Source organism: Myxococcus sp. NMCA1, from assembly GCF_026810205.1.
GTDB classification, from domain to species: domain Bacteria; phylum Myxococcota; class Myxococcia; order Myxococcales; family Myxococcaceae; genus Myxococcus; species Myxococcus xanthus_A.
Map to the genome: position 1 here is coordinate 1473252 of NZ_CP113950.1, position 24290 is coordinate 1497541.

At 70.4% G+C, this 24290-nt stretch carries 23 protein-coding genes; 12 read left to right on the forward strand and 11 right to left on the reverse strand.

The annotated features are described in order from the left end of the window. Nucleotides 1-2 precede the first annotated feature (2 nt). From OZ403_RS06295 to gluQRS, 3 genes are all read right to left on the reverse strand, one after another. A complete protein-coding gene (locus OZ403_RS06295; RefSeq protein WP_268783698.1) occupies nt 3-1841 on the reverse strand; it encodes a patatin-like phospholipase family protein in 1839 nt (612 codons plus the stop codon). A 162-nt stretch (nt 1842-2003) separates the two neighbouring features. After that, complete coding sequence (locus OZ403_RS06300) at nt 2004-2960, reverse strand: hypothetical protein (protein ID WP_140797459.1); 957 nt, start codon at nt 2958-2960, stop codon at nt 2004-2006. A 139-nt stretch (nt 2961-3099) separates the two neighbouring features. Continuing rightward, nucleotides 3100-4047: a tRNA glutamyl-Q(34) synthetase GluQRS gene (gluQRS, locus tag OZ403_RS06305; RefSeq protein ID WP_140788210.1), complete on the reverse strand. Its 948-nt coding sequence runs from the start codon at nt 4045-4047 to the stop codon at nt 3100-3102. A gap of 169 nt (nt 4048-4216) precedes the next feature. Between gluQRS and OZ403_RS06310 the strand changes: the two genes are divergently transcribed. Together OZ403_RS06310 and OZ403_RS06315 are read left to right on the forward strand one after the other, a co-directional pair. Beyond that, nucleotides 4217-5071, forward strand: coding sequence for a metallophosphoesterase family protein (locus OZ403_RS06310; protein WP_268783699.1), 855 nt, complete (start codon nt 4217-4219; stop codon nt 5069-5071). A 34-nt stretch (nt 5072-5105) separates the two neighbouring features. Then, nucleotides 5106-6701, forward strand: a complete 1596-nt coding sequence (locus OZ403_RS06315) for an adenylate/guanylate cyclase domain-containing protein (protein ID WP_140797461.1) — start codon at nt 5106-5108, stop codon at nt 6699-6701. Here OZ403_RS06315 and OZ403_RS06320 read toward each other — a convergent pair. Further along, nucleotides 6691-7074, reverse strand: a complete 384-nt coding sequence (locus OZ403_RS06320; RefSeq protein ID WP_140788215.1) for a hypothetical protein — start codon at nt 7072-7074, stop codon at nt 6691-6693. The two genes, OZ403_RS06315 and OZ403_RS06320, sit on opposite strands and share 11 nt — an antisense overlap. 306 nt (nt 7075-7380) lie before the next feature. Then, entirely contained in the window at nt 7381-8460 is a 1080-nt protein-coding gene (gene rlmN / locus OZ403_RS06325; protein ID WP_140788217.1) for a 23S rRNA (adenine(2503)-C(2))-methyltransferase RlmN, read from the reverse strand. Between the two features lie 171 nt (nt 8461-8631). Here rlmN and OZ403_RS06330 point away from each other — a divergent pair, with 171 nt between their 5' ends. The 3 genes from OZ403_RS06330 to OZ403_RS06340 all read left to right on the forward strand — a co-directional run bounded on the left by OZ403_RS06330 (nt 8632) and on the right by OZ403_RS06340 (nt 12601). Beyond that, nucleotides 8632-10122, forward strand: a complete 1491-nt coding sequence (locus OZ403_RS06330) for a glutamate-cysteine ligase family protein (protein ID WP_268783700.1) — start codon at nt 8632-8634, stop codon at nt 10120-10122. A gap of 95 nt (nt 10123-10217) precedes the next feature. Further along, a complete protein-coding gene (locus OZ403_RS06335) occupies nt 10218-11636 on the forward strand; it encodes a hypothetical protein (protein WP_268783701.1) in 1419 nt (472 codons plus the stop codon). A gap of 203 nt (nt 11637-11839) precedes the next feature. After that, nucleotides 11840-12601 carry a hypothetical protein gene (locus tag OZ403_RS06340; protein WP_237078085.1) on the forward strand — a complete coding sequence of 254 codons (762 nt, stop codon included), beginning with the start codon at nt 11840-11842 and terminating at the stop codon, nt 12599-12601. Between the two features lie 58 nt (nt 12602-12659). On the opposite strand, the gene OZ403_RS06345 is transcribed toward OZ403_RS06340, so the two are convergent. The 4 genes from OZ403_RS06345 to hemG form a co-directional block, all read right to left on the reverse strand. After that, on the reverse strand, nt 12660-13439 hold the full coding sequence (locus tag OZ403_RS06345; RefSeq protein ID WP_140797464.1) for a LytR/AlgR family response regulator transcription factor: 780 nt from the start codon (nt 13437-13439) through the stop codon (nt 12660-12662). Beyond that, the gene (locus OZ403_RS06350) at nt 13436-14497 is read right to left on the reverse strand and encodes a sensor histidine kinase (protein ID WP_140797465.1); all 1062 of its coding nucleotides are present in this window, start codon (nt 14495-14497) and stop codon (nt 13436-13438) included. Before OZ403_RS06350 ends, OZ403_RS06345 begins: the two co-directional genes overlap by 4 nt. Before the next feature lie 31 nt (nt 14498-14528). Further along, on the reverse strand, nt 14529-14651 hold the full coding sequence (locus OZ403_RS06355; RefSeq protein WP_002635343.1) for a hypothetical protein: 123 nt from the start codon (nt 14649-14651) through the stop codon (nt 14529-14531). 115 nt (nt 14652-14766) lie between these two features. Continuing rightward, on the reverse strand, nt 14767-16176 hold the full coding sequence (gene hemG, locus OZ403_RS06360) for a protoporphyrinogen oxidase (protein ID WP_268783702.1): 1410 nt from the start codon (nt 16174-16176) through the stop codon (nt 14767-14769). A 79-nt stretch (nt 16177-16255) separates the two neighbouring features. Here hemG and OZ403_RS06365 point away from each other — a divergent pair, with 79 nt between their 5' ends. Further along, entirely contained in the window at nt 16256-16945 is a 690-nt protein-coding gene (locus OZ403_RS06365) for an SDR family oxidoreductase (protein WP_140788227.1), read from the forward strand. An 8-nt stretch (nt 16946-16953) separates the two neighbouring features. On the opposite strand, the gene pdxH is transcribed toward OZ403_RS06365, so the two are convergent. Continuing rightward, nucleotides 16954-17616 (reverse strand): pyridoxamine 5'-phosphate oxidase, encoded by a 663-nt coding sequence (pdxH, locus tag OZ403_RS06370; protein WP_140788229.1) that lies wholly within the window; start codon nt 17614-17616, stop codon nt 16954-16956. Here pdxH and glgA point away from each other — a divergent pair, their 5' ends adjacent. The 5 genes from glgA to OZ403_RS06395 all read left to right on the forward strand — a co-directional run bounded on the left by glgA (nt 17617) and on the right by OZ403_RS06395 (nt 21995). Beyond that, nucleotides 17617-19050, forward strand: coding sequence for a glycogen synthase GlgA (gene glgA, locus OZ403_RS06375; RefSeq protein ID WP_268783703.1), 1434 nt, complete (start codon nt 17617-17619; stop codon nt 19048-19050). It abuts the gene before it with no gap. 35 nt (nt 19051-19085) lie between these two features. Beyond that, on the forward strand, nt 19086-20000 hold the full coding sequence (locus OZ403_RS06380) for a serine/threonine protein kinase (protein ID WP_140788233.1): 915 nt from the start codon (nt 19086-19088) through the stop codon (nt 19998-20000). 1 nt (nt 20001) lies between these two features. Beyond that, entirely contained in the window at nt 20002-20484 is a 483-nt protein-coding gene (locus OZ403_RS06385) for an LEA type 2 family protein (protein WP_011551415.1), read from the forward strand. A 118-nt stretch (nt 20485-20602) separates the two neighbouring features. Further along, complete coding sequence (locus OZ403_RS06390) at nt 20603-21154, forward strand: hypothetical protein (RefSeq protein WP_237078086.1); 552 nt, start codon at nt 20603-20605, stop codon at nt 21152-21154. Continuing rightward, entirely contained in the window at nt 21132-21995 is an 864-nt protein-coding gene (locus OZ403_RS06395; protein WP_268783704.1) for a hypothetical protein, read from the forward strand. The genes OZ403_RS06390 and OZ403_RS06395 overlap by 23 nt, the downstream gene beginning before the upstream one ends. A 45-nt stretch (nt 21996-22040) precedes the next feature. Here OZ403_RS06395 and OZ403_RS06400 read toward each other — a convergent pair whose 3' ends face one another. After that, entirely contained in the window at nt 22041-23408 is a 1368-nt protein-coding gene (locus OZ403_RS06400) for a hemolysin family protein (protein WP_140788240.1), read from the reverse strand. A 54-nt stretch (nt 23409-23462) separates the two neighbouring features. Between OZ403_RS06400 and OZ403_RS06405 the strand changes: the two genes are divergently transcribed. Further along, on the forward strand, nt 23463-24242 hold the full coding sequence (locus tag OZ403_RS06405; RefSeq protein WP_140873526.1) for a pilus assembly protein N-terminal domain-containing protein: 780 nt from the start codon (nt 23463-23465) through the stop codon (nt 24240-24242). Nucleotides 24243-24290 lie beyond the last annotated feature (48 nt).

The window sequence follows — 24290 nt, forward strand, 5'->3', positions numbered from 1 at the left end:
GCTCACTTGCACGAGCGCTGCTCGGGCTTGCCCTTCGTGCACTGGGCCAGTGGAGCGAACCGCGCCTCGGCTTCCGACACCGCGTCGTCCACCGGCTTATCGCACTCCGAGGCGGCCAGCGTGCCCTGAATCTCGAAGAGGCGCAGCACTTCATGGCAACGCTGCTGGAAGTGCTTCACGCCTTCCTTGAACAGCGGCCGCATGACCTCCGGCGAGAAGCCGTAGCCGCTGGCCGTCTGGAGCTGCGAGTCCGGACGGAACATCCACGACGAACGCCAGCTGGAGGCCACCTGGTCGAAGCGGGCGGAGCCCAGCCACATGCTGGTGGCCGCCTTGAGGGCCCCGGGCTCGCGCGGGACGAAGCCCGTGCCCGTGCGGCGGCAGAAGGCGTTGACGCTGGCGGCGTCGGCCACGTTCGCCAGGCGCTCCACGCAGACGTTGTACTCCGCGAAGCGCCGGCCCACGGCGGCCATCTCCCCCTGCTGCACCTCACCCACGCGCGGCTGGGCGACGAACAGATCGATGGTGCGCATCAGCACGCTGACGGCGTTGTCCGGCGGGTTCTCTGGTGACGGCTCCACGCCGCCGGTGGAGATGACCAGCACGCGCTCGGCACCGCGCTGAACGGCTTGGAGCAGCGGCAGTCCAGAGCGCACGCCGCCGTCGAAGAAGGAGCCCCTTATCCTCCCGGTGTGTGACGGCAGCCACGGCACCGGGTCTGCGAGCACGGGCTCCACGATGGAGGCGACGACGCCGTTGATGATGCCCTCCACGCGCTGCTGTTCGGTGGCGTTCGGGTCGAAGTTCGCCGGGTCCTGGTCGCTGATGCCGAAGACGTCACCCGTGTCGAAGTCCACGGAGACGGCCACCAGCTCCGTGCCGTTGGTGAGCTGCTCGGGGACCACCGCTGCGCGGAGCTTGCCGTAGATGCCGTCGAACTGGACCAGGCCACGCAGGTTGGAGGCAATCTTCCAAATCCAGGTGTTGTTGACGCAGTACAGGTCCGACTCCACCGCGCAGGTGTAGTTGCTAATGAGCAGTTGGCGCGCGGCCTCTTCGTGGCCCGGCGTGTGGAACAGGTCCACCAGCGTGCTGATGAGCGCGCCGGTGCTGCTGCCCGCCGCCAGGTCGATACGCGCGTCTCCACAACCCTCCGGCGCCGGCTTGCCGCGGCACTGCTCCAGCACGCCGAGCAGCCGCCAGATGGCCCCCGCGCTGAACGCGCCATTGGCTCCGCCGCCGCTCAGGACAAGGGCGTTGGATGGGCGTCCCAGCGTGCGGTTCCACTTGCGGACGCTGACGTACTGCGCGGCGGACTCGGCGCCTTCGCGGATTCCACGGGCGAGCACCTGGATGGGCACGCGGTCTCCCTGGGCATCACGCAGGGCCACCAGCGACGCGGCGATGCCCAGCGTGTTGGCCAGGAAGCGCGCGGCGTCCACTTCGCGCGGTGAGGGCGCGGCGGGGTCCACCGTGGTGGGCAGCGACGGCAGGCCCCACTGCGGCGTCTCCATGGCTGTCTTGAGGAATCGCTCGTAGCACTCGCTGTTGCTGCCGCCCGCGCTCTGCTTCAGGCAGTCCAGTTGCTCGAGGATGGGCTGGGGCGCGTTGCCCATCGCGGACATCCAGCGCGCGGCTTCGGCGGGGTCGGCGTAGGCGTCCACCAGGTGCGTGCGGGTGAGGCGCGCCGCGCGCTCCTGGATGGGCACGGGCAGCGGCGCCGCCTGCGGGTCCCCGGGTGTGTTCAGTGCGTCGAGGATGTAGCCCGTGCGCAGGAAGCAGCCGCTGGAGACGGCGGCCAGCGCGGTGAGACACAGCAGGTACGTGGTGCTCCGGTTCATGGGTGTCCCCCCGAAAGGCGCGCGAGGCCGCCGCGTGCCTGGGCCCGCCGCCTCGTCGGGGGGAATGTTAGCGCATGCGCACGTGCGGGCGCTGCGCGGGGTGTGTGGAAGGCGACGGCCGTGAGCCCTCGGGGACGGCGCTCACGGCCGCGCGGCCTTCCCCTACGGATACACCTCGCGGCGGGGCAGGGGGGGCTCCGTGGGGCGGGTGGGCGGCGTGGTGATGACGGCGCCTTCAGCGGCGATGCGCTGGCGGCGGCTCACGCCCACGGTGGCGCCGAGCATCGCGGAGATGAGGCCCAGCAGCAGTGACGCGAAGATGCCCCAGAAGACTCGGCTGGTGGGCTCCGCCGCCTGCAGCGCGCCCTGCTGGAGCTGCTGGCCCATCTGGCCGACCTTGCCCCGGAACGCGGTGAACTGGTCGCTCACCCGGCCCGCGATCTCCCGCGCGTCCTGGCGCGACAGGCGCGTGTTGTCCGCGATGGAGGTGACGAGCACCTCCTGGTCGAGGTTGCCAGTACGCAGGGCGGTGCTGAGGACTTCGGACGTGGCGGACTGGAGTTGGTTGGCGGTGATGGTCGGCTTTCCCTCCGCCTGGAGGCGCCGGTTGATGGGGCCGAGCGCGTCATTGGCGTCCAACCCGAAGGCCTGCGCGGCCTGTCCGCCTCCCGATGCCGCGCCCGCCACCGCCGAGCCGGTGGCCCCCACCACCGCGCCGCCCGCGCGCAGCGCGGTGCCGATGACGGACGACAGCAGCATGCCCAGCAAGGCGGTGCCCACCAGCGTCGTCAGGCCCCACATCACCGCGCCGTGCAGCGCACCGCCGCCCTTGTCCAGCCGGCCCGCGGAGCGCGCGGCGACGAAGCCGCCGCAGAAGAGGGCGATGAGCGGCGCGATGGCACTCCAGATGCCGGTGCCGATGCCCGCGGCCCGGGCGCTGCCCGGGTCATTGGGGTTTATCGACGACAGCCCGAGCGCCAGGCCGAGCGAGTTCAGCAGAAGCCACAGGGCCAGGGCGACAAAGGCGCCTCCGAAGATGGCGCCCCAGCTCAGCTTGTAGGGGTTGCCCGCGACGGCGGAGATGTCGCCGGGCGCTTGGTTCTCGACGATGGCTGCCATGGTGCTGCCCCTCCTGATGCCTGAGAGCGCCCCGAGCGGAGAAGGCGCTCATGTTCGCGGCAAACATGGGCATGGGGCAGCGGACGCACGATTCCGCCGTTTCCGGATGGCTCCCCGTGGAGGAGGGCGGAGCCCGGGCTCACCCCAGGCCGAGTGCTTCTCGGAGCGCGGCCTCGCCCGCGACGACAGGCGTGCGCGGCAGTCTTTCGGGACGGAAGCTGTGCACCAGCTCGGCGAGCGTCAGGGGGCCTCCGTCTCCCCATCCACTCCATGAGGCGAGCAGGCCCAGCACCCGCTCGGGAGCCACGCCACGCTCACGCAACTCCGCGAGCGCGAAGGCACCCTCGCGCTTGGCGAGCCGCTTGCCGTCTTCTCCCAACACCAGCGGGACGTGGAGGAACTCGGGCGCGCGCAAGTCCAGCGACGTGTAGAGCTGGAGCTGCCGGGGCGTGGAGGAGAGCAGGTCGTCCCCGCGCAGCACGTGGGTGATGTCCGTGGCCGCGTCGTCCACCACCACCGCGAGCTGGTAGCTGGACACGCCGTCGTTGCGCCGCACGACGAAGTCGCCCACCACCGCGTCCACGTCTTGCGAGTACGGGCCCTGCAAGCCGTCCACGAAGCGGACCTCGCCGGAGCTCGCGCGGAAGCGGTACGCGGGCGCGCGCGTGCGGGCGCGCTCGGAAATCTGTTCGCGGGTGAGTTGCGCGCAGGTGCCCGGGTAACGGGGGCCTTCGTCGGAGAGACCGTGAGGCGCGCTGGCGGCCCGTGCAATCTCCGCGCGTGTGCAGAAGCAGGGATACACGCGCCCTGCTTGTTCCAGCCGCGCCTGGGCGTCGCGGTAGAGGCCGTCCCGTTGGCTCTGGAAGAGGGGCTGCTCGTCCCAGTCCAGCCCCAGCCATTCCATGTCGCGCAGCAGGTCGTCGACGTACTGCGGCTTGCAGCGCGCGCGGTCCAGGTCCTCGATGCGCAGCAGGAAGCGGCCGTGGGCCGCCCTCGCCTGGAGCCAGCCGAGCAGCGCGCTGCGGATGTTTCCCAGGTGCATGCGCCCGGTGGGGCTGGGCGCGAAGCGGCCTCGGACCAGGCTCATGGGCGCCCCCGGAGGCCGTGGGGCAAGAGGGCGTGCGGGCACGCGGAGCGAATCATCGTCGCGGGGGACCATAACCGACGCGGGGGCCCGTCGCAGTGCCCGTGGCCTGCTTCGTCGACGCCCCCGGGGGTGGGTGCTACGTTCGTCGTGATTGGCGGAAAACCCCTCGATGCGCATCGCCCACTGCTCCGACGTCCACATCACCGAGGACTACTTCGCGCTTCCGCTGCACCGGCTGGGCTGGCGACGTTGGGTGGCCCTGGCGGAGCTCACCGTGGGAGGCCGCGCCCGGCGGTACGCGCGCGCGCCCCAGGCGCTGGCCGCCATTGCCCGGGACGCGCAGGCCGCGCAGGTGGACCATTTCATCCTCTCCGGCGACCTGACGGCGTACGCGCTGGACGGTGAGTTCAGCGGCGCCCGCCAGTCCCTGGGCGCGCTGGCGGAGGACCCCCGCCGCTGCACCGTCATCCCCGGCAATCACGACGTCTTCACGCCCGGGAGCCACCGGACCGGGCGCTTCGCGAAGTACTTCGGCCACCTGCTGGAGAGCGACCTGCCGGAGTACCGCCGCGAGGGCGCCTTTCCCTTCGTCCGGTTGCTGGGCACCGAGGCCGCGGTGGTGGGGCTGCTGTCCGCCCGTGTGCCGCGCACGCCGGGCCTGTCCTACGGCGTCATCGGCGAGGCTCAGCTCGGTGGCCTGGCCGCGCTGCTGACGGACGCCCGGTTGGAGGGCCGCGCCATCCTGGTGGTGGTGCACCACGCGCCGCTCAATCCCCATGGGCGACCGGACCGCTGGCACCATGGCCTCCGGGACGCGGAGGCTTTGCTGAAGCTGCTGCCGGGCCCGCGTTACGCGGTGCTGCACGGCCACATCCACCGGCGCTACCACCATCCCGCCACCGCCGACCGGCCCCATGTCTTCGGCGCGGGCTCCTCCACTGAATCCGGGCACGAGGGGTACTGGCTCATCGACGTGGCGGACGGGCAGGTGTCCGGCGGCCAGCAACAGACGCCCACCCTATGACAGCACCGCCCGGGCGGCGATAGAAGGGCAGCCCATGACCGACATCACCCTGGAGGAGTACAAGGCGCTGCGCACCCTCCAGCGCGCGGTGGATGACGCCTTGGAGGATAGCCTGCGCGAGCGCGAGACGCTGACGCAGACCTTCAAGCGCTGCTTCCCGTTGGTGCTCTCGCTCACCGGCGCCAAGGCCGTGGCCATCACCACGCGCGACGAGGAGCTGGTGGAGCAGACGTGGAACGAGGGGGACTGGAGCGACCGCCACCCCGGCGCGCTGCTGGAAGGCGCCGTGGGCGTGCGCCGGTTGGGGGCGGACACCCTGGTCAGCCAGCCCCTGGACGTGGCGGGAACGCGCGTGGGCGTGTTCGGCCTGCTCTTCGCGAACGACGCCACCGCGCCGGATGTCTCCTCGCGCCTGCTACGCGTGCTGGACACCGTGGCGGAGCAGCTCGACACGGTGTTGTGCCTGGTGCACACCGCGTCGGAGAAGCACCAGCTCATCCTCCAGTGCAACAACCATCTGGCCAACCCCGTCTTCGAAGCGGGCATGGACCTGGCCGTGCTGACGCTGGCGCAGCGCGTGCGCCTGCCAGGCTTCCTGCTGTTGTACCGGGACGCGGTGCAGCCGCACGTGCTGCACTACCGCACCTACCGCAATGGGCACCTGGAGTTCGAAAGCGGCGAGCAGCCCCATGCGGGGTTGGAGGCGGCCATCCGCCAGCACGGCCCCCGGCTGCTCCTGAGCGAGGAGTCCACGCTGCGGCGGCTCTTCTCCGGCCGCACCACCGAGGCCGTGCTCATCTCCGGCGCCGCCGCGCATGGCCCGCTGGGGAAGATTGTCGTGTGGAACGACAACGGCTTCTCCACCTACGCCATGGACCTCATCCGGGTGCTGGCGTCCACGCTGAGTCAGCGGCTCCAGGACTACAACCGCGAGCGCATCCACCTGTCGCAGTTCTTCCCCAACGCCATCATCGACGCGTTGTTGCACGACCCCGCCTATGCCCAGTACCTGCGGGCGCAGGACCAGGAGGTGGGCATCCTCTTCGCGGACATCAACGGCTTCACCCGCATCTGCGAGCGGGGCTTCGACAGCCCGCGCAACATCGGCCGCTTCGTGGACGAGTGGAGCCAGCGCGCCGTGGGCTGCATCTGGGAGCACGGCGGCGTGTTCGACAAGATGGTCGGTGACTGTGTCATCGGCCTCTTCGGGCCGCCCTTCTTCAAGGGCACGCCACGCGAGCGCGCGCAGGCGGCGGTGCGGGCCGCGTGTGACATCCAGGCCTTCACCGCGTCGCTGGGCGCGCGCGAGGAAGTGGCGGCGCTGTGTGAGCGCGTGAAGCTGCCGGGCCTGGGGGTGGCGGTGGGCGTCAACCTGGCGCACGCCAACTGCGGCCTCTTCGGGCCCAACCGTCAGTACACGGCCTTCTCCAGCGGCATGAACCAGGCGGCCCGCCTCCAGTCACTGGCGGGTTTCCGGGAGACGCTGGTGATGGACAGCGTGCATGCCGCGCTGGTGGGCTCGGATGAGCCCTTCTTCCAGGGCCTGCGCTTCGGGCCCCTGACGGAGACACCCGTGAAGAATGTGGCGCAGCCGCTGCGCCACTACCGGCTGGAGCCGCTCACGCCTTGAGGTGAGGGCCCGCGTAGCGCCGCGAGAAGTGAATCCACCGGCGCTCGTCCACCTCCACCTGCCATTCGGAGTTGGGCGTCAGTGGCAGCCGCTGCTTGAGGAAGTTTTCCAGGTAGTCCGCCGCCTTCACCGGTGTGAGTCCCGGTGCACGGAAGGCGATGTGCAGGAAAACGTCCAGCGTGGCCGCCACGTCCACGGACGCGCAGATACGCAGCGACCCCACGCGGCGCTGATAGAGCGTGTTCTGCCCGGGCCATGCTGCCGGGTCCATGCCTGTTCGTGGCAGTGACAGCCAGTTGTACGGCTTGAGAACGAAGTCGAGCAGCTCACTGCTCGCCTCATCCACCGTTGCGTGCTCCTGGATGGAAAGCATCGCCCACCTCCCCGGGGAAGCCGATGGAAAGAATGTGCCCATGGCCGTGTCGCGTGCAAGGGGCACCACCCGCAATCGACATGGGCGTCCGCCACCGACACGGCGCACCGCTTGGGGTGTAACTCAGGACCCTGACGGATGGACCTTCGCGTCACGGCGCGTGCGCTTCGCGCGAAGCGCACGCGGTGTGGCGGCCATGCGAGCGTGAGCTGTCCTCGCGCGGCGCTCGGGCGCTTCGACGTTCGAGACAGTGCGCTCGTACCCGGGGCCTGGGCGGACAGCAGGCTTGGGGCCTTCAGGAATGCGTCAGGCGCTGGTGGGAAGTGAACGGCGTGAACGTCGCTCCACGGTGGCCTTGAGCTGGCCACAGCCCGCGTCGATGTCGATGCCCCGGCGCTGACGCACCGTGCTGGGCACGTCATAGGAGGCGAGCACGTCCTGGAAGGCGCGCACGGACTCCGGACGGCTGGGGCCGCCGTCGTAACCCACCGTGGGGTTGAGGGGGATGACGTTGACGTGCGCGTCCATGCCGCGCAGCAGCAGGCCCAGCGTGTGCGCGTGTTCGGCGGTGTCGTTGCGGCCGGAGATGAGCGTCCACTCGAAGAAGATGCGGCGCTTGCGCTTCTCGCTGTAGTAGCGGCACGCGTCCATCAGCTCGTTGAGGGGCCAGCGGCGCCCCGCGGGGACCAGCGCCGCGCGTTCGGCGTCGGTGGCGCCATGGAGGCTGACGGCCAGGTGGATGGGGCGCTCTTCATCCGCGAGCCGCCGGATGCCGGGCACCACGCCCACGGTGCTGAGCGTGATGAAGCGTGGGCCCATGGCGAGCCCCAGCGCATCCACCAGCACGTCCACCGCGGACATCGTGTGCTCGTAGTTGTGGAGCGGCTCGCCCATGCCCATGAGGACGACGTTGCGCAGCGTCTCGCCGGAGGCGCGCAGGATGCGGTTGACGTGGAGTATCTGCCCCACGATTTCGCCGGGCGTCAGGTGGCGTGAGAGCCCCATCTGCCCGGTGGCGCAGAAGACGCAGCCCATGGCGCAGCCGGCCTGCGTGCTGATGCACACCGTGGCGCGGCCCTTGAACCGCATCAGCACGGTTTCAATGGTCTGCCCGTCATCCAGGCGCAGCAGCAGCTTGTGCGTGAAGCCGTCGCTGCTGAAGGACTCGTGGTGGGTGGCCAGCTGGCCCAGGCGCGTGTGCTCGCGCAGCATGCGCAGCAGCTCCGGCTTGAGGCCGTCCAGTTCGTCGAAAGTGGTCGCGTGCCGGCGGTACAGCGCGGTCCAGAGCTGGTCGCGGTGGTAGGGGCCGAAGCCCCAACCGGAGAGCAGCGCCCCCAGCGCGGGCCGCGTCAAATCGTACAGGTTGGCGGACGTGTCGGACGGCATGACGAGGCCCCGAGATAACACACCGGGCGCGGGCGTACCTACCCGTGCCCGGTGCCATTCGTGGACATTGACCCTGCCCTGCGGGGCGGTCTGGCAGGTGCCTGGTGGCCGGGCAGGCGGGCTCCCGGGCGCTGGGGCGGAAGCAGGCGGCCATGCCTACCTTGAGCCTTCATGGGGATGGCCATCCATCAGGAGGAATTCCGCCCGGAGGACCACGCGCGTTTCTCCCGGCGGTTGGCGGAGAGCCTGGAGGCGCTGCGGGCACTCCTGGCGCGTCCGGGGTTCGGCGCGGGCGCGCCGACCGTGGGCGCGGAGCTGGAGCTGTACCTCGTGGATCGCCTGGGCTTCCCACTGCCAGTGAACCGAGCGGTGCTGGCGCGCGCGGAGGACCCCCGCGTGACGCTGGAGCTGGATGCCTTCAACCTGGAGGTGAACCTGCGTCCCTGTCCGCTGGCCGGCAGGTCCTTCAGTGCGCTGCGCCAGGAGGTGGAGAGCGCGGTGGGCGCGGTGCGCCGGGCCGCGTCCACGCAGGGCGCGCGCGTGGCCGTCATCGGCATCCTCCCCACCTTGCGCGAGGCGGATTTGGGCAGTGGCGCGCTCACGAGCGAGCCGCGCTATCGCGCCATGTCCACCGCCATCCGTCAGCGCCGGGCCGCGCCATTCCAGGTGTCGATTCGGGGCGAGGAGGAGGCACTGTCGCTCACCTGGAAGGACGTGACGCTGGAGGGCGCGAACACGTCGCTCCAGTACCACCTGCGCGTGGCGCCTGGTGACTTCGCGCGCATGTACAACGCCGCGCAGCTCGCCACGGCGCCGGTGCTGGCGGCGGCGGGCAACTCGCCGCTCTTCCTGGGACGGAAGCTGTGGGACGAGACGCGCGTGGCCCTGTTCCGGCAAGCGGTGGACGACCGGGGCGAGCCCGGAGAAGGCGGCTTCCAGCCCCACGCGCGCGTGTCGTTCGGCCATGGCTGGGTGCGCGAGGGCGCCTACGAGTTGTTCGCCGAAGCGGTGGCGCTGCATCCACCGCTGTTGCCGGTGTCGGGCGACGAGCCCCTGCGCGAGCGCGTGGCGGCGGGCGAGGTGCCTGACCTGGATGAGCTGCGCCTGCACCAGAGCACGGTGTGGAGCTGGAACCGCGCCATCTACGACCCGAAGGATGGAGGCCACCTGCGCATCGAGTTCCGCGCCCTTCCCGCCGGGCCCACGCTGGTGGACATGATGGCCAACGGCGCCTTCCTGCTGGGCCTCACGCTGGCGCTGGCCGAGCGCGTGGACGCGCTGCTGCCCGCGCTGCCCTTCGTCCACGCGTACGGCAACTTCATCCGCGCCGCGCGGCAGGGGCTGGACGCGGAGCTGCTGTGGCCCTCCGCCACGGCGCCCAGTCCCCAGCCCGTGGCGGCGACGGAGCTGGTGAAGCGGCTGCTCCCCGAAGCCCGCGAGGGCCTGGTTCGCGCGGGCGTGGACGCGGAGGAGGCGGACACGCTGCTGGGCATCATCGAACAGCGCGCCGTGCTGCGACGGACGGGCGCGACATGGCAGCGGCAGATGCTGGCGCGGCTGGAGTCACAAATGCCCCGGCAGGACGCCCTGGCGGCGATGCTGGAGCGCTACCTCCAGCGCTCCGAATCCGGAGCGCCTGTCCATACATGGCCGGTCGAGTAGCCTGTCACCCGAGGTGTGCGGTAAATCGCGGCGCGCCGTGAATATCCCGCCGCCGCGTCCGTCACCGGACGCACGCGACCTGCGCTTTCGTGACCATGGCCCGGCTCCTCCTCGTCTCCTTGTTGGTTCTGTGTGCCTGTACCACCCTGCGCGGCCGCGCGGACTCCCTGGCGCAAAAGGGCATGTTCGTGGAGGCCGCGGCCATCTACGACGACCTCATCCGGCAGAGCCCCTATGACCAGGAGCTTCTCCTGGCGCGCGAGGACCTGCGCTCGCGCGCGCTGGCGCAGTTGCTGAGCAACGCGCGGGAGGCGCGCCTGGAAGGGGATGACGAAGAAGCGGAGGCGTGGCTCCTGCGCTTCCTGAACCACCGGACGGCATGGAACTCGAAGCTGAATGGCGGCTTGGAGAGCTCCCTGCGCGAGGAGGTGGATGGCACACGCCGTCATCTCCAGCGGCTCATCGGCAATCCCGCGCGGCAGGGACACGCGCTCACGGCGGAGCAGTCATTGCAGCGCAAGCAGCCGCTGCTGGCGCACCGCGAGCTGGCCCTCATCTCCCGCGACATGGAGTGGCTGGTGCTCCAGAGTGGCAAGACGTCCTGCCAGCGGCTGCGGGACACCAGCACGGATGACAGTCCGCACTGGCGCGAGCTGGTGTTCCGCTACTGCGGCCACTGGCGGGAGTACGCGCCGCGCCCCGCGACGGCGCCCGAGCTGTTCGGCCCGCCTTCCTGGACGGGCACCGTGGAGGGCCTGGACGAGGCACAGCAGGCGCAGTTGGAGGCCCGGCTCACCCAGGCTTTCGAGTCCTCGCCCTGGTTCGCGCCGGGAGGCTCGGCGCGGCCGGTGTTCAGCCTGGAGGGACGCTTCGTCACCCAGCGCGACAGCCACCCCGTGGAGCTGACCGCGCCGTGGACGGAGAGCGTGCCGTACACGGACCACGAGGACCGCACGGAGACCATCGAGGAGCCCTACGAGGCGGAGGAGGAGTACACCGACTCGAAGGGAAAGACGAAGACGCGCAAGGTGACGAAGTACACCAAGCACACGCACACCTACTCCGTGCCCGTCACGCGGTACCGCGACGTCCCCAGGACCTTCGAGTACCACGCGCTGCGGCTGTCGCAGGCGCACCACGTCGCGGTGGCTTCGTCCGTGGTGTTGGACGCCCGGCGCGGGCCCTTCACCGTGACGTTGCAGGACCAGCTCTCCGAGTCCGGCCACGAGCACGACGTCACCTTCAAGGAAGGCAACGTGAGGCCCCAGCGGCCGAACTTCACCCTGGCCGAGGCCTGGCTCGAGGCGAAGGTGGAGGCCCTGCGCGTGGCCTTCTCCCGGCGGCTCGCCGAGCACTGGCGTGAGTCCTACTGTTCCACGCCTTCGCTCACCCTGGACGAAGCCGCGCGGTGCGCGCGCGCTGGCATCGCCGTACCCATCCAGGCGTCCCGGGTCCTCTCAGACATCCTTGGCGCGGACGCGACCCAGGTTCCCGCACTTTTCGCGTCACCGTGACGCGGTGTGGGGCGGTGTCGCGTCCAGTCGGCGGGTATCATTTATGACGGTCCGGGTTGTTATGGTGTTCTGACCTGGAATACCCGTGAGCGCGGACTGTAAAACCTGTCAACCCCGCGCTGGTAGGTGGATTCCACCCAGAGGACCGTATGCATCCGACTGACGTCCGCTGCCGTAGTCCCCGTAGGAACCTTGCGATGTGGATGGCTTCTTCGCTGCTGCTCGCCGCGTGCGGTGGGGCGGAAGCGGAGGCGCTCGCGGACGCTGAGTCCCCTGGCGTGGCGTCCCAGTCGTTGGTGGAGCCGTCGTCCGAGTCCGCCGACCGGCGCATCATCGTGTACCAGACGACCTCGCTTCAGCTCATGCGCATGGACAACCAGGGCGCTTCGCACCTGGTGGCGCAGCGCACCGGTGCGCCCGAGGTGTCCCCGGATGGCAGCCGCGTGGCGTACGCGAAGCTGCCGGATGGATACCGCGAGGGCGGCGTGGTGGGGAGCTCGGAGCTGTACGTGCTCAACGCGAACTCGGGCAAGTCGGTCCGGGTGACGCAGGGCTTCGATGACAGCGAGCCCGTGTGGACGCCGGATGGGCGCAACGTGCTGTTCCAGTCCACGCGGCGCTCGGGCGTGCCCGCGCTGTGGCGCGTGAAGGAGAACGGCAAGGACCTGAAGCAGCTGACGAACGTGGGCACCTCGCAGCTCAGCTCGGCCTACATCCCCAACCCCGCGCTGGGCGGCACCGTGGAGTGGGATGCGGACCGGCGCATCATCGTCTACACGACGACCAGCCTGCGGCCGGGCGAGGACGGCGAGGTGCGCGTCATCACCTTCGACAAGAACTACGACGTCGCCACGGCCTACAGCCTGGGCACGGGCTTCGGGCCGGTCTGGACGGAGCGCGGCACCGTCATCTTCTCGCGCAACGAGGGTGGCCGGGTCGTCAGCGTCGAAGTGCGCGTGAAGTAAGTCGCCACCCGCAGTCGGGCCCGCGCGGATGCACCGGAGCGCGGGCCTTTGTCTTTCTTCAGCCCTCTTCCTCGACGCCGCGACGCAGGCCCAGCATGCGCCGCAGCTCGCGCGCGGACTGACGGCTCACCTCCACCGCGTGGCCTCGCAGCGTGCGCGCCAGGTAGCCACCTGTGTCCAGCGGCTCCAGTCGCGCCACGTGCGTGAGGTTGAGCAGCGCGCGGCGGTGGACGCGGTGGAAGTGCTCGGACGGCAGCTTCTCCACCAGCTCGTTGAGGGTGAAGTCGGTGAGGAAGTCTCCCTGCGTGGTGAACACGGTCACCAGCTCGTCCTCCAGCGACGCGTGGGAGATGGCTTCTGGATCCACCAGGACGATGCCCTGCCGTGTGGGAATGGGCAGCCGGCCCAGGCCGCGGACGGGCGTGCCAGGGGGCTTCGGTGTGTTGCTGGCCGTGCCCGTGGATGAGGTGGCCGGACCGCGTGCGCGTGCGCGCTCCAGGGCCTTCTGAAGGCGCGCGGGCTCCACGGGCTTGAGCACGTAGTCCACCGCGCCATGTTCGAAGGCCTGCACGGCGTGCTCGGCGTGGGCGGTGCAGAGGATGACGCGTGGGCCGCCTTCCGGCAGCAGGGCCAGGGCATCCAGGCCGCTGAGGCCGGGCATGTGGATGTCCAGCAGCACCACGTCCACGCCGCCCGCGCGCACGGCGGAAAGGACGCCATCCGCGTCCGAGGCCTCGCCGCAGACCTCCGTGTCCGGGAGCGCCGCGAGCAGCCGCGTCAGGCGCTTTCGGGCGAGCAGTTCGTCATCGGCGATGAGGACGCGAAGCGGGGTGCTCAGGTGAGGACTCCAGGTTGGGGGCCCGCGCGGGGCAGGGTGACGGTGACACGGGTGCGCACTTCGCCGCTGTCGAGCACGAGGCGCGCGGCGCCGCCGTAGGCCAGGGCGAGGCGGCGCTCCACGGTGGGCAGGCCAGCGCTGCCCTCGCGAGGCCCTCGCGAGGGGCCCGGGTTCTCGATGGCGACCTCCACCTCGTGTCCCCTCGTGGTGACGTTCAGGGACAGCGGGCCGCGGTGGCCCGCGGCGGGGCCATGCTTCACCGCGTTCTCCGCCAGGGGGAGCAGCACGAGCGGCGGGACGGGAATCTCATCCATGCCGGCGGGGACGTTCAGCGTCAGCTGGAAGAGGTTCGGGTCGCGGAGCAGGTGCAGGTCGAAGAGCGTGCGGATGAGCTCCAGCTCCTGGGCCAGGGGCCAGGTGGCGCTGCGCACACCCGCGAGCACGGAGCGGAGCATGGTGGACAGCCGCAGCACGGCGGTCTCCGCGACGGCGCCGTCCTCACGGCACCACTCCGCGATGGCGTTGAGCGTGTTGAAGAGGAAGTGCGGGTCCAGGTGGCTGCGCAGCGCGAGGAGTTGGGCCTGCTCGGCCTCCAGCGCGAAGCGGGCGGCGCGGGCACGCTCGCGGGTGAGGCTCACCTCGAAGCCGATGTCGCGGCCCAGGCCCCAGCCTCCCACGAGGAAGAGCGCGCCACACACCGCGAGGTTGGTGGGCTGCGTGAGGAAGGTGGGCCCCATGCCCAGGAGCTTCGGCAGCACGAAGCCGGAGGTGAGCACCACGCCGCTGCCCACGGTGGCATAGAGCAGGAGCCGGATGCCGCCGTGGCTGAGGTCCAGTCCCTCCGGAAAGAGGACGCGGTAGGAGACGGGGGCCACCGCGATGAAGAGCAGGCACATCAGGAGGCTCAGCCCGAACGCGGCCCAGACGGGGGCGTGGCTGAAGCGCACCTGCGCGGTTATCAGCGCGGCGGAGATGACGAGGATGGGCAGCAGCCGTCGGGGCTCCACGAGGGCCCGCAGGGTGGCACGGACGATGGAGCCTTCCGATGTTTCCAGCATGCGCCAACGGGAGCCTACACCGCCGGCCGCGTCACCGCGCCGGGCGCTCCTCCAACTCCGTCTCGAAGGCGTCCAGCAGCATGCTGCCGGCGAGGACGACGGGGAAGAGGAGGATGGCGGCGACGACGAGGACGGGGGAGGGGAGGGCGAACATGGCGGGGGGCTCCTGACTCCGGGAAGCATGCACTGCCAGTCTGACGCGTCTTCCTGGTTTACGCTGACGCCTCCGGCCCGAGCGGTCGCTCCCTGACAACGAGCGGTCGCAGTCGCTATTTCCGAACGGTTCCCTCGTCCGCCAGGACAGCCGCGAGCCGCGCCGCGTTACGGATGCAGTCGTTGAGGCCAATGCCCTTGTAGGCGTTGCCCGCCAGGTGCAGCCCGGGCCAGCGCTGAAGCGCCGCGTCGATGCCCGCCATCCGCGCCAGATGCCCCACGTTGTACTGGGGGATGCCCCGCTGCCAGCGGAAGACCTCCGTGAAGGTGGGCCGGGCCGTCACGCCCGTCAGGGCCTGCAACTCCTCGAGCGCCAGCGCCGCGAGCTCCGCTTCATCCCGCTTCACCAGGTCCGGCTGCCGCGCGCCGCCCACCATGCAGGTGTAGAGCACGCGGCCGCCCTCGACTCGGAAGGGGAAGGTGGTGGACGCGTGGATGGCGCCCAGGAGCCGCCGCTTCTCCTCGAAGGGCACCAGGAAGCCGAAGCCATCCGGTGCCGGAAGCGCGCCCGCGTCGAAGCCCAGGTGCACCACCGCGATGGGCGCGTACTCGATTCGGGACACCTGCTCCGCCAGCGCGTCATCCAGGGGGCGCAGCAGCTGCGCGGCGACAAACGCGGGAACCGCCAGCACCACGTGGTTCGCGGTCAGCTCCGCGCGGCGTCCGTGCTCCTCGACGGCGAGCTTCCATCCGCCATCCACGCGTGTCAGGCCTTCCACCCTCGCGCTCACGTGCGCCGCGTCCCCTAGCGAGGTGGCCAGCGCGTCGATGAGCACCTGGAGGCCGCCGTCGAACGTGCTCAGCGCGCCCGTCAGCTTCGGCGCGTCCCGCGCGGGCAGCGCCTTGCGCTGGGCCTTCTGCGCGCGGATGGCGCCCAGGATGAGGCTGCGGTGCTCGCGCTCCAGCTTCACCAGCATCGGGAAGGTGGCCTCGACGCTGAGTTGCTCCACGTCACCGGCGTAGATGCCCGTCTGCACCGCGTCCAGCAGCACCCGCGTCGCCGCGCGGCCCAGGTGGCGGCGGCCGAACGCGGCCAGCGATTCGTCCGTGCCTTCCGGTGCTCGGCCGGAGAACAGCTCGCCGGCGACCCGCAGCCGCGCGGCCAGCGGAAGAATGTCCGAAGCCAGAAACGCCGGCGGCGAAGCCGGCACCGACCGGAGTCTGCCTCGCGTGTAGACATAGCGACGCTTCGCCGAAGGGTCGGCGACCCGGATTCGACCTTCCAGGTTCAGCGCCGCCGCGAGTTCTCGCGTCGCGGGCTCGCGGTCCAGGAAGCTGTTGGGGCCTTGCTCCACCAGGTAGCCAGCACGCGCATGCGTGCCCACCGCGCCTCCAAGACGTGCGGATGTCTCCAGGAGCACGGCAGCCGTACCGCGCGAACGCAAACCGTGCGCGATGGCCAGCCCGGAAATCCCACCTCCCACGACGGCGACATTCATCTGATGTGTCCTCTGCATGTGGTGCATGCGGTTACCAGCGTGCACTCCCAGGTTGTCAACGCACGTGTTTTGCCAGCGGAAGGCATTCAGCGCGTTAATGCCATGCATGCGCTACGTCATCACCGGAGCGAGCAGGGGGATTGGTTTCGAATTCGTCCAGCAGCTCCTGCTGCGGGGCGATACCGTCGAGGCCGGGGTCCGGTCGCCAGAGGGAGCACGGCGGCTGGAGCCGTTGAAACACAAGGCGGGCAACCGCCTGCGCATCCATGAGCTGGACGTGGGAGACGACGCCAGCGTGCGCGCGTTCGCCACCAACGTGTGCACCAGCCCCGTGGACGTGCTCATCAACAACGCCGGTGTCTCCGGCTTGTGGTGCGCGTTGGGTGACGTGGACTACGCGGACATGGCGCGCACGTTCACCATCAACGCCCTGGGGCCGCTGCGTGTCACCAACGCGATGCTGCCGGGCTTGCGGCAAGGCGCCTTGCGGCGAGTGGCGCACGTCACCTCGCGGATGGGCTCGCTGGCGTCGAACACCGACGGCGGCGCCTATGCGTACCGCATGTCGAAGGCCGCGCTGAACATGGCGGTGCGCTCCATGTCCACGGACCTGCGCCCGGAGGGCTTCGTCACCGTGCTGCTCCACCCCGGTTGGGTGCAGACGGACATGGGCGGCCCGGACGCCACGCTGCCGGCGCCAGATTCGGTGCGCGGCATGCTGCGGGTCATCGACGGGCTGAGCCCGGAGCACAGCGGCCGGTTCTTCGACTACCAGGGGACCGAAGTGCCCTGGTAGCCGTGCGCTCAGGGGTAGAGCATCTGCGTGCGCCAGCCGCCGTCCTCGCGCAGGTAGACGTGCCTGTCATGGAGCCGGCTCTCCTGGGCGTGCCAGAACTCGATACGGTCCGGCACCACGCGGAAGCCGGACCAGTGCGGCGGGCGTGGCACGGGCTGGCCGGCGTACTGCTGCTCCACCGCCGCCACGCGGGCCTCCAACTCCTCGCGAGTCGCCAGCGGCCGGCTCTGCAGGCTGGCCCACGCGCCCACCTGACTGCCACGGGCGCGGCTCTGGAAGTAGGCGTCCGCCTCCGCGTCCGTGACGCGCTCCACGCGGCCTTCCACGCGCACCTGTTCATTCAAGGGCTGCCAGTAGAAGCAGAGCGCCGCGTAGGGATGCGCGCGGGCCTCGCGGCCCTTCCGGCTTTCGTGGTTCGTGTAGAACACGAAGCCGCGCGCATCGAAGTCCTTGAGCAGGACGACGCGCGCGCTGGGGCGCCCGTCATCTCCCACGGTGGCGACCACCATGGCGTTGGGGTCCACCGCGATGGCCTGCTTCGCTCGCTCGAAGAGCTCCGCGAAGCGCTGGATGGGGTCTGGAGGAATCGTCACGCGGTGCAACATAAGGGGGGCGGGACAGGTGTGCACCTTCGCGGTTGACTCATCCGGCACACACGTCAATGTGCGCACATGAATGTCCTCTTCATCTCCTCGGAGGTGGCCCCGTTCTCCAAGACGGGGGGCCTGGGGGACGTGGCCGGGGCCCTCCCCGCCGCGCTTGCCTCGCTGGGCCATGACGTCAAGGTCATCACCCCGCGCTACCGCGACCTGCGAGGCGCGGAGCGGCTGGAGCCCACGGGCCAGTCCCTGCTGCTGCGCTTCCCCTTCGGCGAGCTGTCGGGCCCCATCCTCTCCGCCCGCGTGTCGGAGCGGCTGGAGGTGCTCTTCCTGGAGAACGAGTTCCTCTTCGGCAACCGCCACGGCCTCTACGGGGACGCGGGGGGCGCCTTCGCCGACAACCACCGGCGCTTCGCCTATCTCAGCGTGGGCGCGCTCCAGGCGGCGCAGCGGCTGCGCTTCATCCCGGACATCATCCACGCCAACGACTGGCAGGCGGGGCTGGTGCCGGTGGCGCTGCGGCGCGGCTTCCAGACGGGGCCGCTGGCGCACGCGAAGAGCGTCTTCACCATCCACAACCTGGCCTACCAGGGGCAGTTCCCCAAGGACGTGATGGGGGACCTGGCGCTGCCCTGGGACTTGTTCACCGCCCATGACGGGCTGGAGTTCCACGACACGGTGAACTTCATGAAGGCGGGGCTCGTCTTCTCCGACGCGCTCACCACCGTGTCCCCCACCTACGCGCGGGAAATCCAGACGCCGGAGCAGGGCCACGGGCTGGACGGCCTGCTGCGGCACCGCGCGCACCGGCTCCACGGCATCCTCAACGGCGTGGACACGCACGAGTGGAACCCGGAGGACGACGCCTTCCTCCCGGCCCGCTACGGACTGAAGGACCTGTCCGGCAAGGCCGTGTGCAAGCGCGAGCTGCTGGCCCGCTTCGGACTGGAGGACGGCCCCGCGCCGGTGTTCGGCTTCGTCAGCCGGCTGGCGTGGCAGAAGGGCATGGACTTGCTGCTGGAGGCCCTGCCGGCCGCGCTCCACGCGGACATCCGCGTCGTCGGCGTGGGCAGTGGCGAAGGCCCCCTGGAGGAGGGGCTGCTCGCGTTGCAGGCCCGTTACCCGAAGCAGGTGGGCGTGCACATCGGCTTCGACCCGGGGCTCTCCCACCTGGTGGAGGCGGGGGCGGACTTCTTCCTCATGCCCAGCCGCTACGAGCCGTGCGGCCTGAACCAGATGTATTCGCTGCGCTACGGCACGGTGCCCATCGTCCGGGCCACCGGCGGGTTGGTGGACACGGTGGAGGGGGGGCTGGACGGAAACGGCATCCTCTTCGAGGCCTTCCACAAGTCCGCCCTGCTGGCGGCCATCCGCCGCGCCCTGGCCCTCTATGCGGACCCGCCGCGCCTGGACGAGTTCCGGCGCCGGGGCATGGAGAAGGACTTCTCCTGGGGGGCGTCCGGCCGCCGATACGAGGCGCTCTTCCACGACCTGGTGGCGGAATAGTGGGTGCGGACGGAAATTCGCAGTAATGTTGTGCCGTGGCGGATGCTCCGGACCTGGGTGGTTACGAGGTGGTCGGCCGGTTGGCGGTGGGCGGCATGGCGGAGGTGTACCAGGCGCGAGCCCGGGTCACCACGCAGCGCTCACCGGGTGAACCGGACGAGATTGTCATCAAACGGCTGCACCCGTCGTTTCGCAGCGACACCGCCTACGTCAAAGCCTTCGTCGACGAGGCGAAGCTGACGGTCCGCCTGCGCCATCCGAACATCGTCCGCACCTACCGCCTGTTCAAGGCGGGGCCGGACTACCTGATGGTGCAGGAGCTCGTGAGTGGCCGGACGCTGGGCTACATGCAGGAGCTGCTGGTGAAGGCCGGCGCGGCCATGCCGCCCGAGTCCGCCTGCTACATCGCCTGGTGCTTGCTCAAGGCGCTGGATTACATCCACCGGGCGAAGGTGGGGGAGAACGGCGCCACCATCGTCCACCGCGACGTGAATCCGGCCAACCTGTTGCTGGGCATCAACGGCGACGTGAAGCTCACCGACTTCGGCGTGGCGGAGGTGGAGGGGATGATGCGGGGCGACTCCGGCGCGCTGCGCGGCACGCTGCCCTACATGAGCCCGGAGCAGGTGCTGGGCCTGCCGGTGGACGCGCGCACGGACCTGTACGCGGTGGGCATCATCCTCTGGGAGCTGTGGTCCGGCCGCCGCCTCTTCGCCGGGGAGCACGAGGCGGAGCTGATGCACAAGGTGCGCGACGCACGCGTGCCGCTGCTGACGTCCTCCCCGGAGCTGCCGGACTACGCGGTGCAGGTGGCGCGCAAGGCGCTGTTCGCGGACCGGGCGCGGCGCTTCCAGACGGCGGCGGAGTTCATCAAGGCGCTGGAGTCCCTGTCCCGGCGCGCGGGCTGGCCGCTGACGGTGGAGGCGCTCCAGCCGCTGCTGGGGGGCTGAGATGCGCTCGCGCCGCGCCGTCATCCTGGGACTGCTGGGAGGCGGGCTCGCCGTGTCCGGGTGTCTGGGCTCGGTGCCCTTCCGGCCGCGGGCCTATGAAGACGCTGTGCGCGTGGTGGGCTTCCAGGTGGACTTCCGGCAGGACGGCACCGGCGTCCTGGACCTGGACCTGGCGGTGACGAACCCCGCTTCGGACGCGGCCACGCTGGCCGCGGTGGACTTCACGCTGCGGGTGGACGGGCGCCGCGTGGCGGTGGGCACGCAGCAGGTGGCGGCGCCCCTGGCGGCGGATGGGAGCGCCCCGCTGCGCGTGCTCTTCCCGCTGGCCAGCGCGCGCGCCACGGGCGGGCCGGAGCCCGTGCCCCGGCGGGTGCAGGTGGAGGGCGGGGTGGTGCTGCGCTTCGGCGGCACCGAGCGGCGCGCGCCCTTCAGGTCCGAGCGCGTGCTGCCGCTGGCCTGGGTGCCGCCGCTGGACGGGGACTGAGGCCGCCGCCGCTCACGCGTGGGGTAGGCGCCACCCATGCGGTGTCATTGTAGTTGTGCGTTGCCGGCGGCCAGTGTGACGTGCCAGCGTGCTGGCCATGTCGCTTTTCCGACAATGTATGTTTCCCATCTCCTTGGCGTTGCTGGGTTCCACCAGCGTGCTGGCCGCGGAGAAGTCGCCCCCTCCTGAGCCGCCGGCTCCCTCGCGCAAGGTCGACCCAACGAAGGCGCAGACGGAGGCATGGCTGCGCGAGCACATCGAGGCGTGGAACGACTCGGAGGTGCACGTCACGGTGAAGGACTGCCGCATCATGGTGCTGGACAAGCCCCGTGAGCGGACGGAGATCGTCGACCTGCGCGGCTTGCTGCTGCCCATCGAGGTCATCCGGCTCAACGGCGGAAACGATGCGACGCTCCGGCTTCGAGTGAAGGAGAAGCACACCGGGACGTACTCCATGTTCCGCAAGTGCAGCGCGGAGAACCGCTACTGCGCGGAGCCCACCGGCAAGTTCCAGAGCCTGCCCTATGTCGACCTCTCCGTGACGTCGGTGCGGGACTTCGTCCCCGGACGGCAGACGGACGTCGACAAGAGCCTGCGGCTGGAGCGGGCGCTCGAACACTACTCGCGGCTTTGTGGGGCGATGGAAGATGCGCGCAACCGGCTCTTCTAGGTTCGGGGCAGCGGGGCTGGCGGCGTTGCTCTTCTCTCAGACGGGTTGCAGCACGACGTCCGAGTACGTGCGCGGCGAGCGCCTGCGAGAGGCGTCCCTGGGAGAGACTCACCGCGACACGCTGGAGAGCGTCGTGGATGCGTCCTACGTGGGCCGCGTCGCGGTGAAGCGCACCACCTGCACCGAGATTTCCACCGAGTTCAGCAAGAAGCGCATCGACACGACGACCAGCCCGCCCATGGGCTCGTTGCTCGGCGGGCTCGCGATGCTCGGAGGTGGCGGCGTCTTGATGGCGATGTCCGACGGCTCGTCCGATGACGACGTCGACATCACCATGACGCTCGGCGTGGTGCTGGCGCTTGCCTCCATCTACCCGTTGGTGACGGCGCTCACCGACGAGGACGTCAGCCAGGAGGAGGTCGTCACCGGCGAGGTCGAGCAGGAGCGCTCCCAACGCTGTGATGAGCGGACCTTCGCGCTCAAGGGCCCGTTGCATTGGAGCGTCTCCCTGGGCGCCGCGCGGCGCACCGGGCGCACCGGAGAGGACGGCGCCGTGTCGCTGGGGCAGCCGCTCAACGAGCTGGTGGAGCAGGCCATCACCGACGAGGCCAGCGTCCGTCGGCTCGTCGCCGGGCGGGGCATCGGCTTCAGGCTGGAGTTCGAGCGCGCCCCGGCGGCGGACTTCCGGCTCGATTCCAAGGCGCTTCCGGATTCCTACTTCCGGCGCTTCGCGGACCGCTATGGGCAGCAGCTCGGAGGCAGCGAGCGCGCCCGCTTCGAGAACTGCGAGCTGATTGGCAAGTCCGCGCGAGAGACGCTGGAGTGCTACTGGTCCCAGTAGCGCGCGGGCGCCGGCCCCGGAGTGGGGCCGGTGTCGCTCCTGGCCTCAGCTCTTCGCGGAGGCCTGCTCCTCGCGGCCGTGCTCGCGCGCCAGCCCGTCGCGGGACTCCGTGACCTTGCCGTCCTTGGTGAGGCCAGACTTCACGCGCGACATCCGCACGCGGTCGATGCGGGGGCCTTCCTTGGACGCCACGACGAACTGCCAGCCGCTGTAGGCGAAGCGCTCGCCCACGTCGGGCAGGTGGCCCGCCATGGAGGAGAGGAAGCCGCCCAGCGTGTCGAAGTCGCCTTCGGGCAGGGGGAAGCCGAACGTCTGCGTGAAGGCGTCCACCTCCAGCGCGGCGTCCACCAGGAAGCTGCCGTCAGCCAGCTTCTCCACCTGCTTCTCCTCCACCTCGAACTCGTCGCCGATGTCGCCGACGATTTCGCGGAGGATGTCCTCCAGCGTCACCACACCCATGAAGCCGCCGTACTCGTCGACGACGATGGCCATGTGGATCTTCTGCTTCTGCATGTCCCGGAGCAGGTCGCCAATGGGCTTCATCCACGGCACGAAGTGCGCCGGGCGGATGATGTCCTGCAGGACGATGAGCTCGGGGTGCTGGAGCAGGGGGATGATGTCGCGCGCGTGCAGCACGCCGATGACGTGGTCCACGTCGTCCCGGTACACGGGGATGCGGGAGTGGTTCTCCTCCGCCAGCAGGCGCAGCAACTCGTCTGGGGTGATGGTGATGTCCACCGTCACCACTTCCGTGCGCGGCACCATGACGTCGCGGCAGCGCTTGTCGGACAGCTCGAAGATGGAGCGGATGAGCTGCGGGGCGCTCTTGTCGACCTCGTTCTTCGCGGCCTGGGCGGCCAGCAGCTTCTCCAACTCCTCCAGCGGCGGGGGCGGCGGCTCGAAGCGCAGCGTGCGGCCGAAGGTGCGCGCCATCAGGTTGAGCACCACCATGGCCACGCGCATGGGCGGGTAGAGCACCGTCACCAGCAGCGAGGTGAAGCCCGACAGCCGCAGGGCCCAGCGCTCCGGGCTGCCGTTGGCCAGCCCCCGCATGGTGACTTCCATGAGCGTGGCCAGCACGCCCACCAGCAGCGCGCCCGCGGCGACGGTGGCCACCGGCAGCCACGCGGATTCGCCGTAGCGGCTGAAGTCCAGCATGCGCGGCGGGACGAAGGCGCCAATGGCCGCGGCCTGGAAGCCGCTGAGCACCATGCCCAGGCGCAGCGCCGTGGCCACGGGCTCGCGGTCCGTCTTGTGGCGGAGGACCCGGCGCGTCGCCCGGCCCGGCTGCGTGTTCGCCAGTTCCTGTGCTCGCAGGTCGGACACGCCGTAGAGCGCGGACTCCGAAGCGGCGACAAGGGCCCTGACGAAACTCAGCGCCAGGCAGGCGACCCAGAGGGTCCAGGTAGGCATAGAGCCCTGTTCTTATCCCGTGCTAAGGGTCCACACCACTGCGCTGGAGCCCTGATGTCCGCTCGCATGTACGCCGTTGGAGCACTCCTGGCCCTTCTCGTCCCGACGCTCGCGCGCGCGTGGCCGGTGGACCTGGTCGTCCCCCTGGAGCCCGGGAAGGAACGCTTCCACAAGCTCGACACCGTGGACTGGGTCCAGGTGGCGGACGCCTCCGTGGCGGACGCGGAGCTGCTGCCCGGGAGCAATGAACTGTTGCTCACCGGTCAGAAGGCGGGCCGGACGCTGCTCCTGCTGTACGCGGGGGGCCGCTTCGCCGTGTGGCGCCTCACGGTGGGCGCTCCGCCGCCGGAGGACCCCGCGCCCCGGCTGGCCGCGGCCCGCAAGGCCTGTCCGGACCTGAATGCGACGAGCGGCGCGGAGCGCTCCCTCAGTGCTTCGGTGAAGGACTCCGCGTGCAGGCTGGCGCTGCTGGAGCTGCTGAAGACGGACGCCTTCGTGGCCCGGGAGCTGGAGCTGACCTTCGAGTTACCCGTCCTCCAGGAGCAGCTCACTTCACTGGGGGAGGGGCTCAAGCCGCTGGGGCTGGAGGCCCGTTACAGCGGCGCGGGCGTGGTGGTGTCGGGCGCGGGCTCGCCGGAGGTGCACCGCAAGGCGCTGTGGGAGTTGTTCCACCGCTCCGTGGGCCGGGTGCCGCTGGACGACCAGATTCAGGAAGTGAAGCCGCCCGAGCCCACCGACGCCGGTGCGCCGGACGCAGCCACGCCCGCGGTGGAGGCGGAGCGTGAGATTCCGGTGGAGGTGCTGCCGCCGCCGAAGAAGTCACGCAAGCGCTGAGGGCTTCGGCTTGGCGTGTCGCGGGCTTGCGGTATGACGGGAGGCTCC

What these genes read in the sequence shown, in the direction of transcription:
- OZ403_RS06350 (WP_140797465.1), bottom strand. Translation starts at nt 14,497, where the DNA reads ATGCTGGAAACATCGGAAGGCTCCATCGTCCGTGCCACCCTGCGGGCC.
- OZ403_RS06400 (WP_140788240.1), bottom strand. Translation starts at nt 23,408, where the DNA reads ATGCCTACCTGGACCCTCTGGGTCGCCTGCCTGGCGCTGAGTTTCGTC.
- OZ403_RS06395 (WP_268783704.1), top strand. Translation starts at nt 21,132, where the DNA reads ATGCGCGCAACCGGCTCTTCTAGGTTCGGGGCAGCGGGGCTGGCGGCG.
- OZ403_RS06320 (WP_140788215.1), bottom strand. Translation starts at nt 7,074, where the DNA reads ATGCTTTCCATCCAGGAGCACGCAACGGTGGATGAGGCGAGCAGTGAG.
- rlmN (WP_140788217.1), bottom strand. Translation starts at nt 8,460, where the DNA reads ATGCCGTCCGACACGTCCGCCAACCTGTACGATTTGACGCGGCCCGCG.
- OZ403_RS06340 (WP_237078085.1), top strand. Translation starts at nt 11,840, where the DNA reads ATGGCTTCTTCGCTGCTGCTCGCCGCGTGCGGTGGGGCGGAAGCGGAG.
- OZ403_RS06365 (WP_140788227.1), top strand. Translation starts at nt 16,256, where the DNA reads ATGCGCTACGTCATCACCGGAGCGAGCAGGGGGATTGGTTTCGAATTC.
- OZ403_RS06405 (WP_140873526.1), top strand. Translation starts at nt 23,463, where the DNA reads ATGTCCGCTCGCATGTACGCCGTTGGAGCACTCCTGGCCCTTCTCGTC.
- OZ403_RS06390 (WP_237078086.1), top strand. Translation starts at nt 20,603, where the DNA reads ATGTTTCCCATCTCCTTGGCGTTGCTGGGTTCCACCAGCGTGCTGGCC.
- OZ403_RS06315 (WP_140797461.1), top strand. Translation starts at nt 5,106, where the DNA reads ATGACCGACATCACCCTGGAGGAGTACAAGGCGCTGCGCACCCTCCAG.
- OZ403_RS06355 (WP_002635343.1), bottom strand. Translation starts at nt 14,651, where the DNA reads ATGTTCGCCCTCCCCTCCCCCGTCCTCGTCGTCGCCGCCATCCTCCTC.
- glgA (WP_268783703.1), top strand. Translation starts at nt 17,617, where the DNA reads ATGAATGTCCTCTTCATCTCCTCGGAGGTGGCCCCGTTCTCCAAGACG.
- gluQRS (WP_140788210.1), bottom strand. Translation starts at nt 4,047, where the DNA reads ATGAGCCTGGTCCGAGGCCGCTTCGCGCCCAGCCCCACCGGGCGCATG.
- OZ403_RS06310 (WP_268783699.1), top strand. Translation starts at nt 4,217, where the DNA reads ATGCGCATCGCCCACTGCTCCGACGTCCACATCACCGAGGACTACTTC.
- OZ403_RS06335 (WP_268783701.1), top strand. Translation starts at nt 10,218, where the DNA reads ATGGCCCGGCTCCTCCTCGTCTCCTTGTTGGTTCTGTGTGCCTGTACC.
- OZ403_RS06300 (WP_140797459.1), bottom strand. Translation starts at nt 2,960, where the DNA reads ATGGCAGCCATCGTCGAGAACCAAGCGCCCGGCGACATCTCCGCCGTC.
- OZ403_RS06330 (WP_268783700.1), top strand. Translation starts at nt 8,632, where the DNA reads ATGGGGATGGCCATCCATCAGGAGGAATTCCGCCCGGAGGACCACGCG.
- hemG (WP_268783702.1), bottom strand. Translation starts at nt 16,176, where the DNA reads ATGCACCACATGCAGAGGACACATCAGATGAATGTCGCCGTCGTGGGA.
- OZ403_RS06385 (WP_011551415.1), top strand. Translation starts at nt 20,002, where the DNA reads ATGCGCTCGCGCCGCGCCGTCATCCTGGGACTGCTGGGAGGCGGGCTC.
- OZ403_RS06295 (WP_268783698.1), bottom strand. Translation starts at nt 1,841, where the DNA reads ATGAACCGGAGCACCACGTACCTGCTGTGTCTCACCGCGCTGGCCGCC.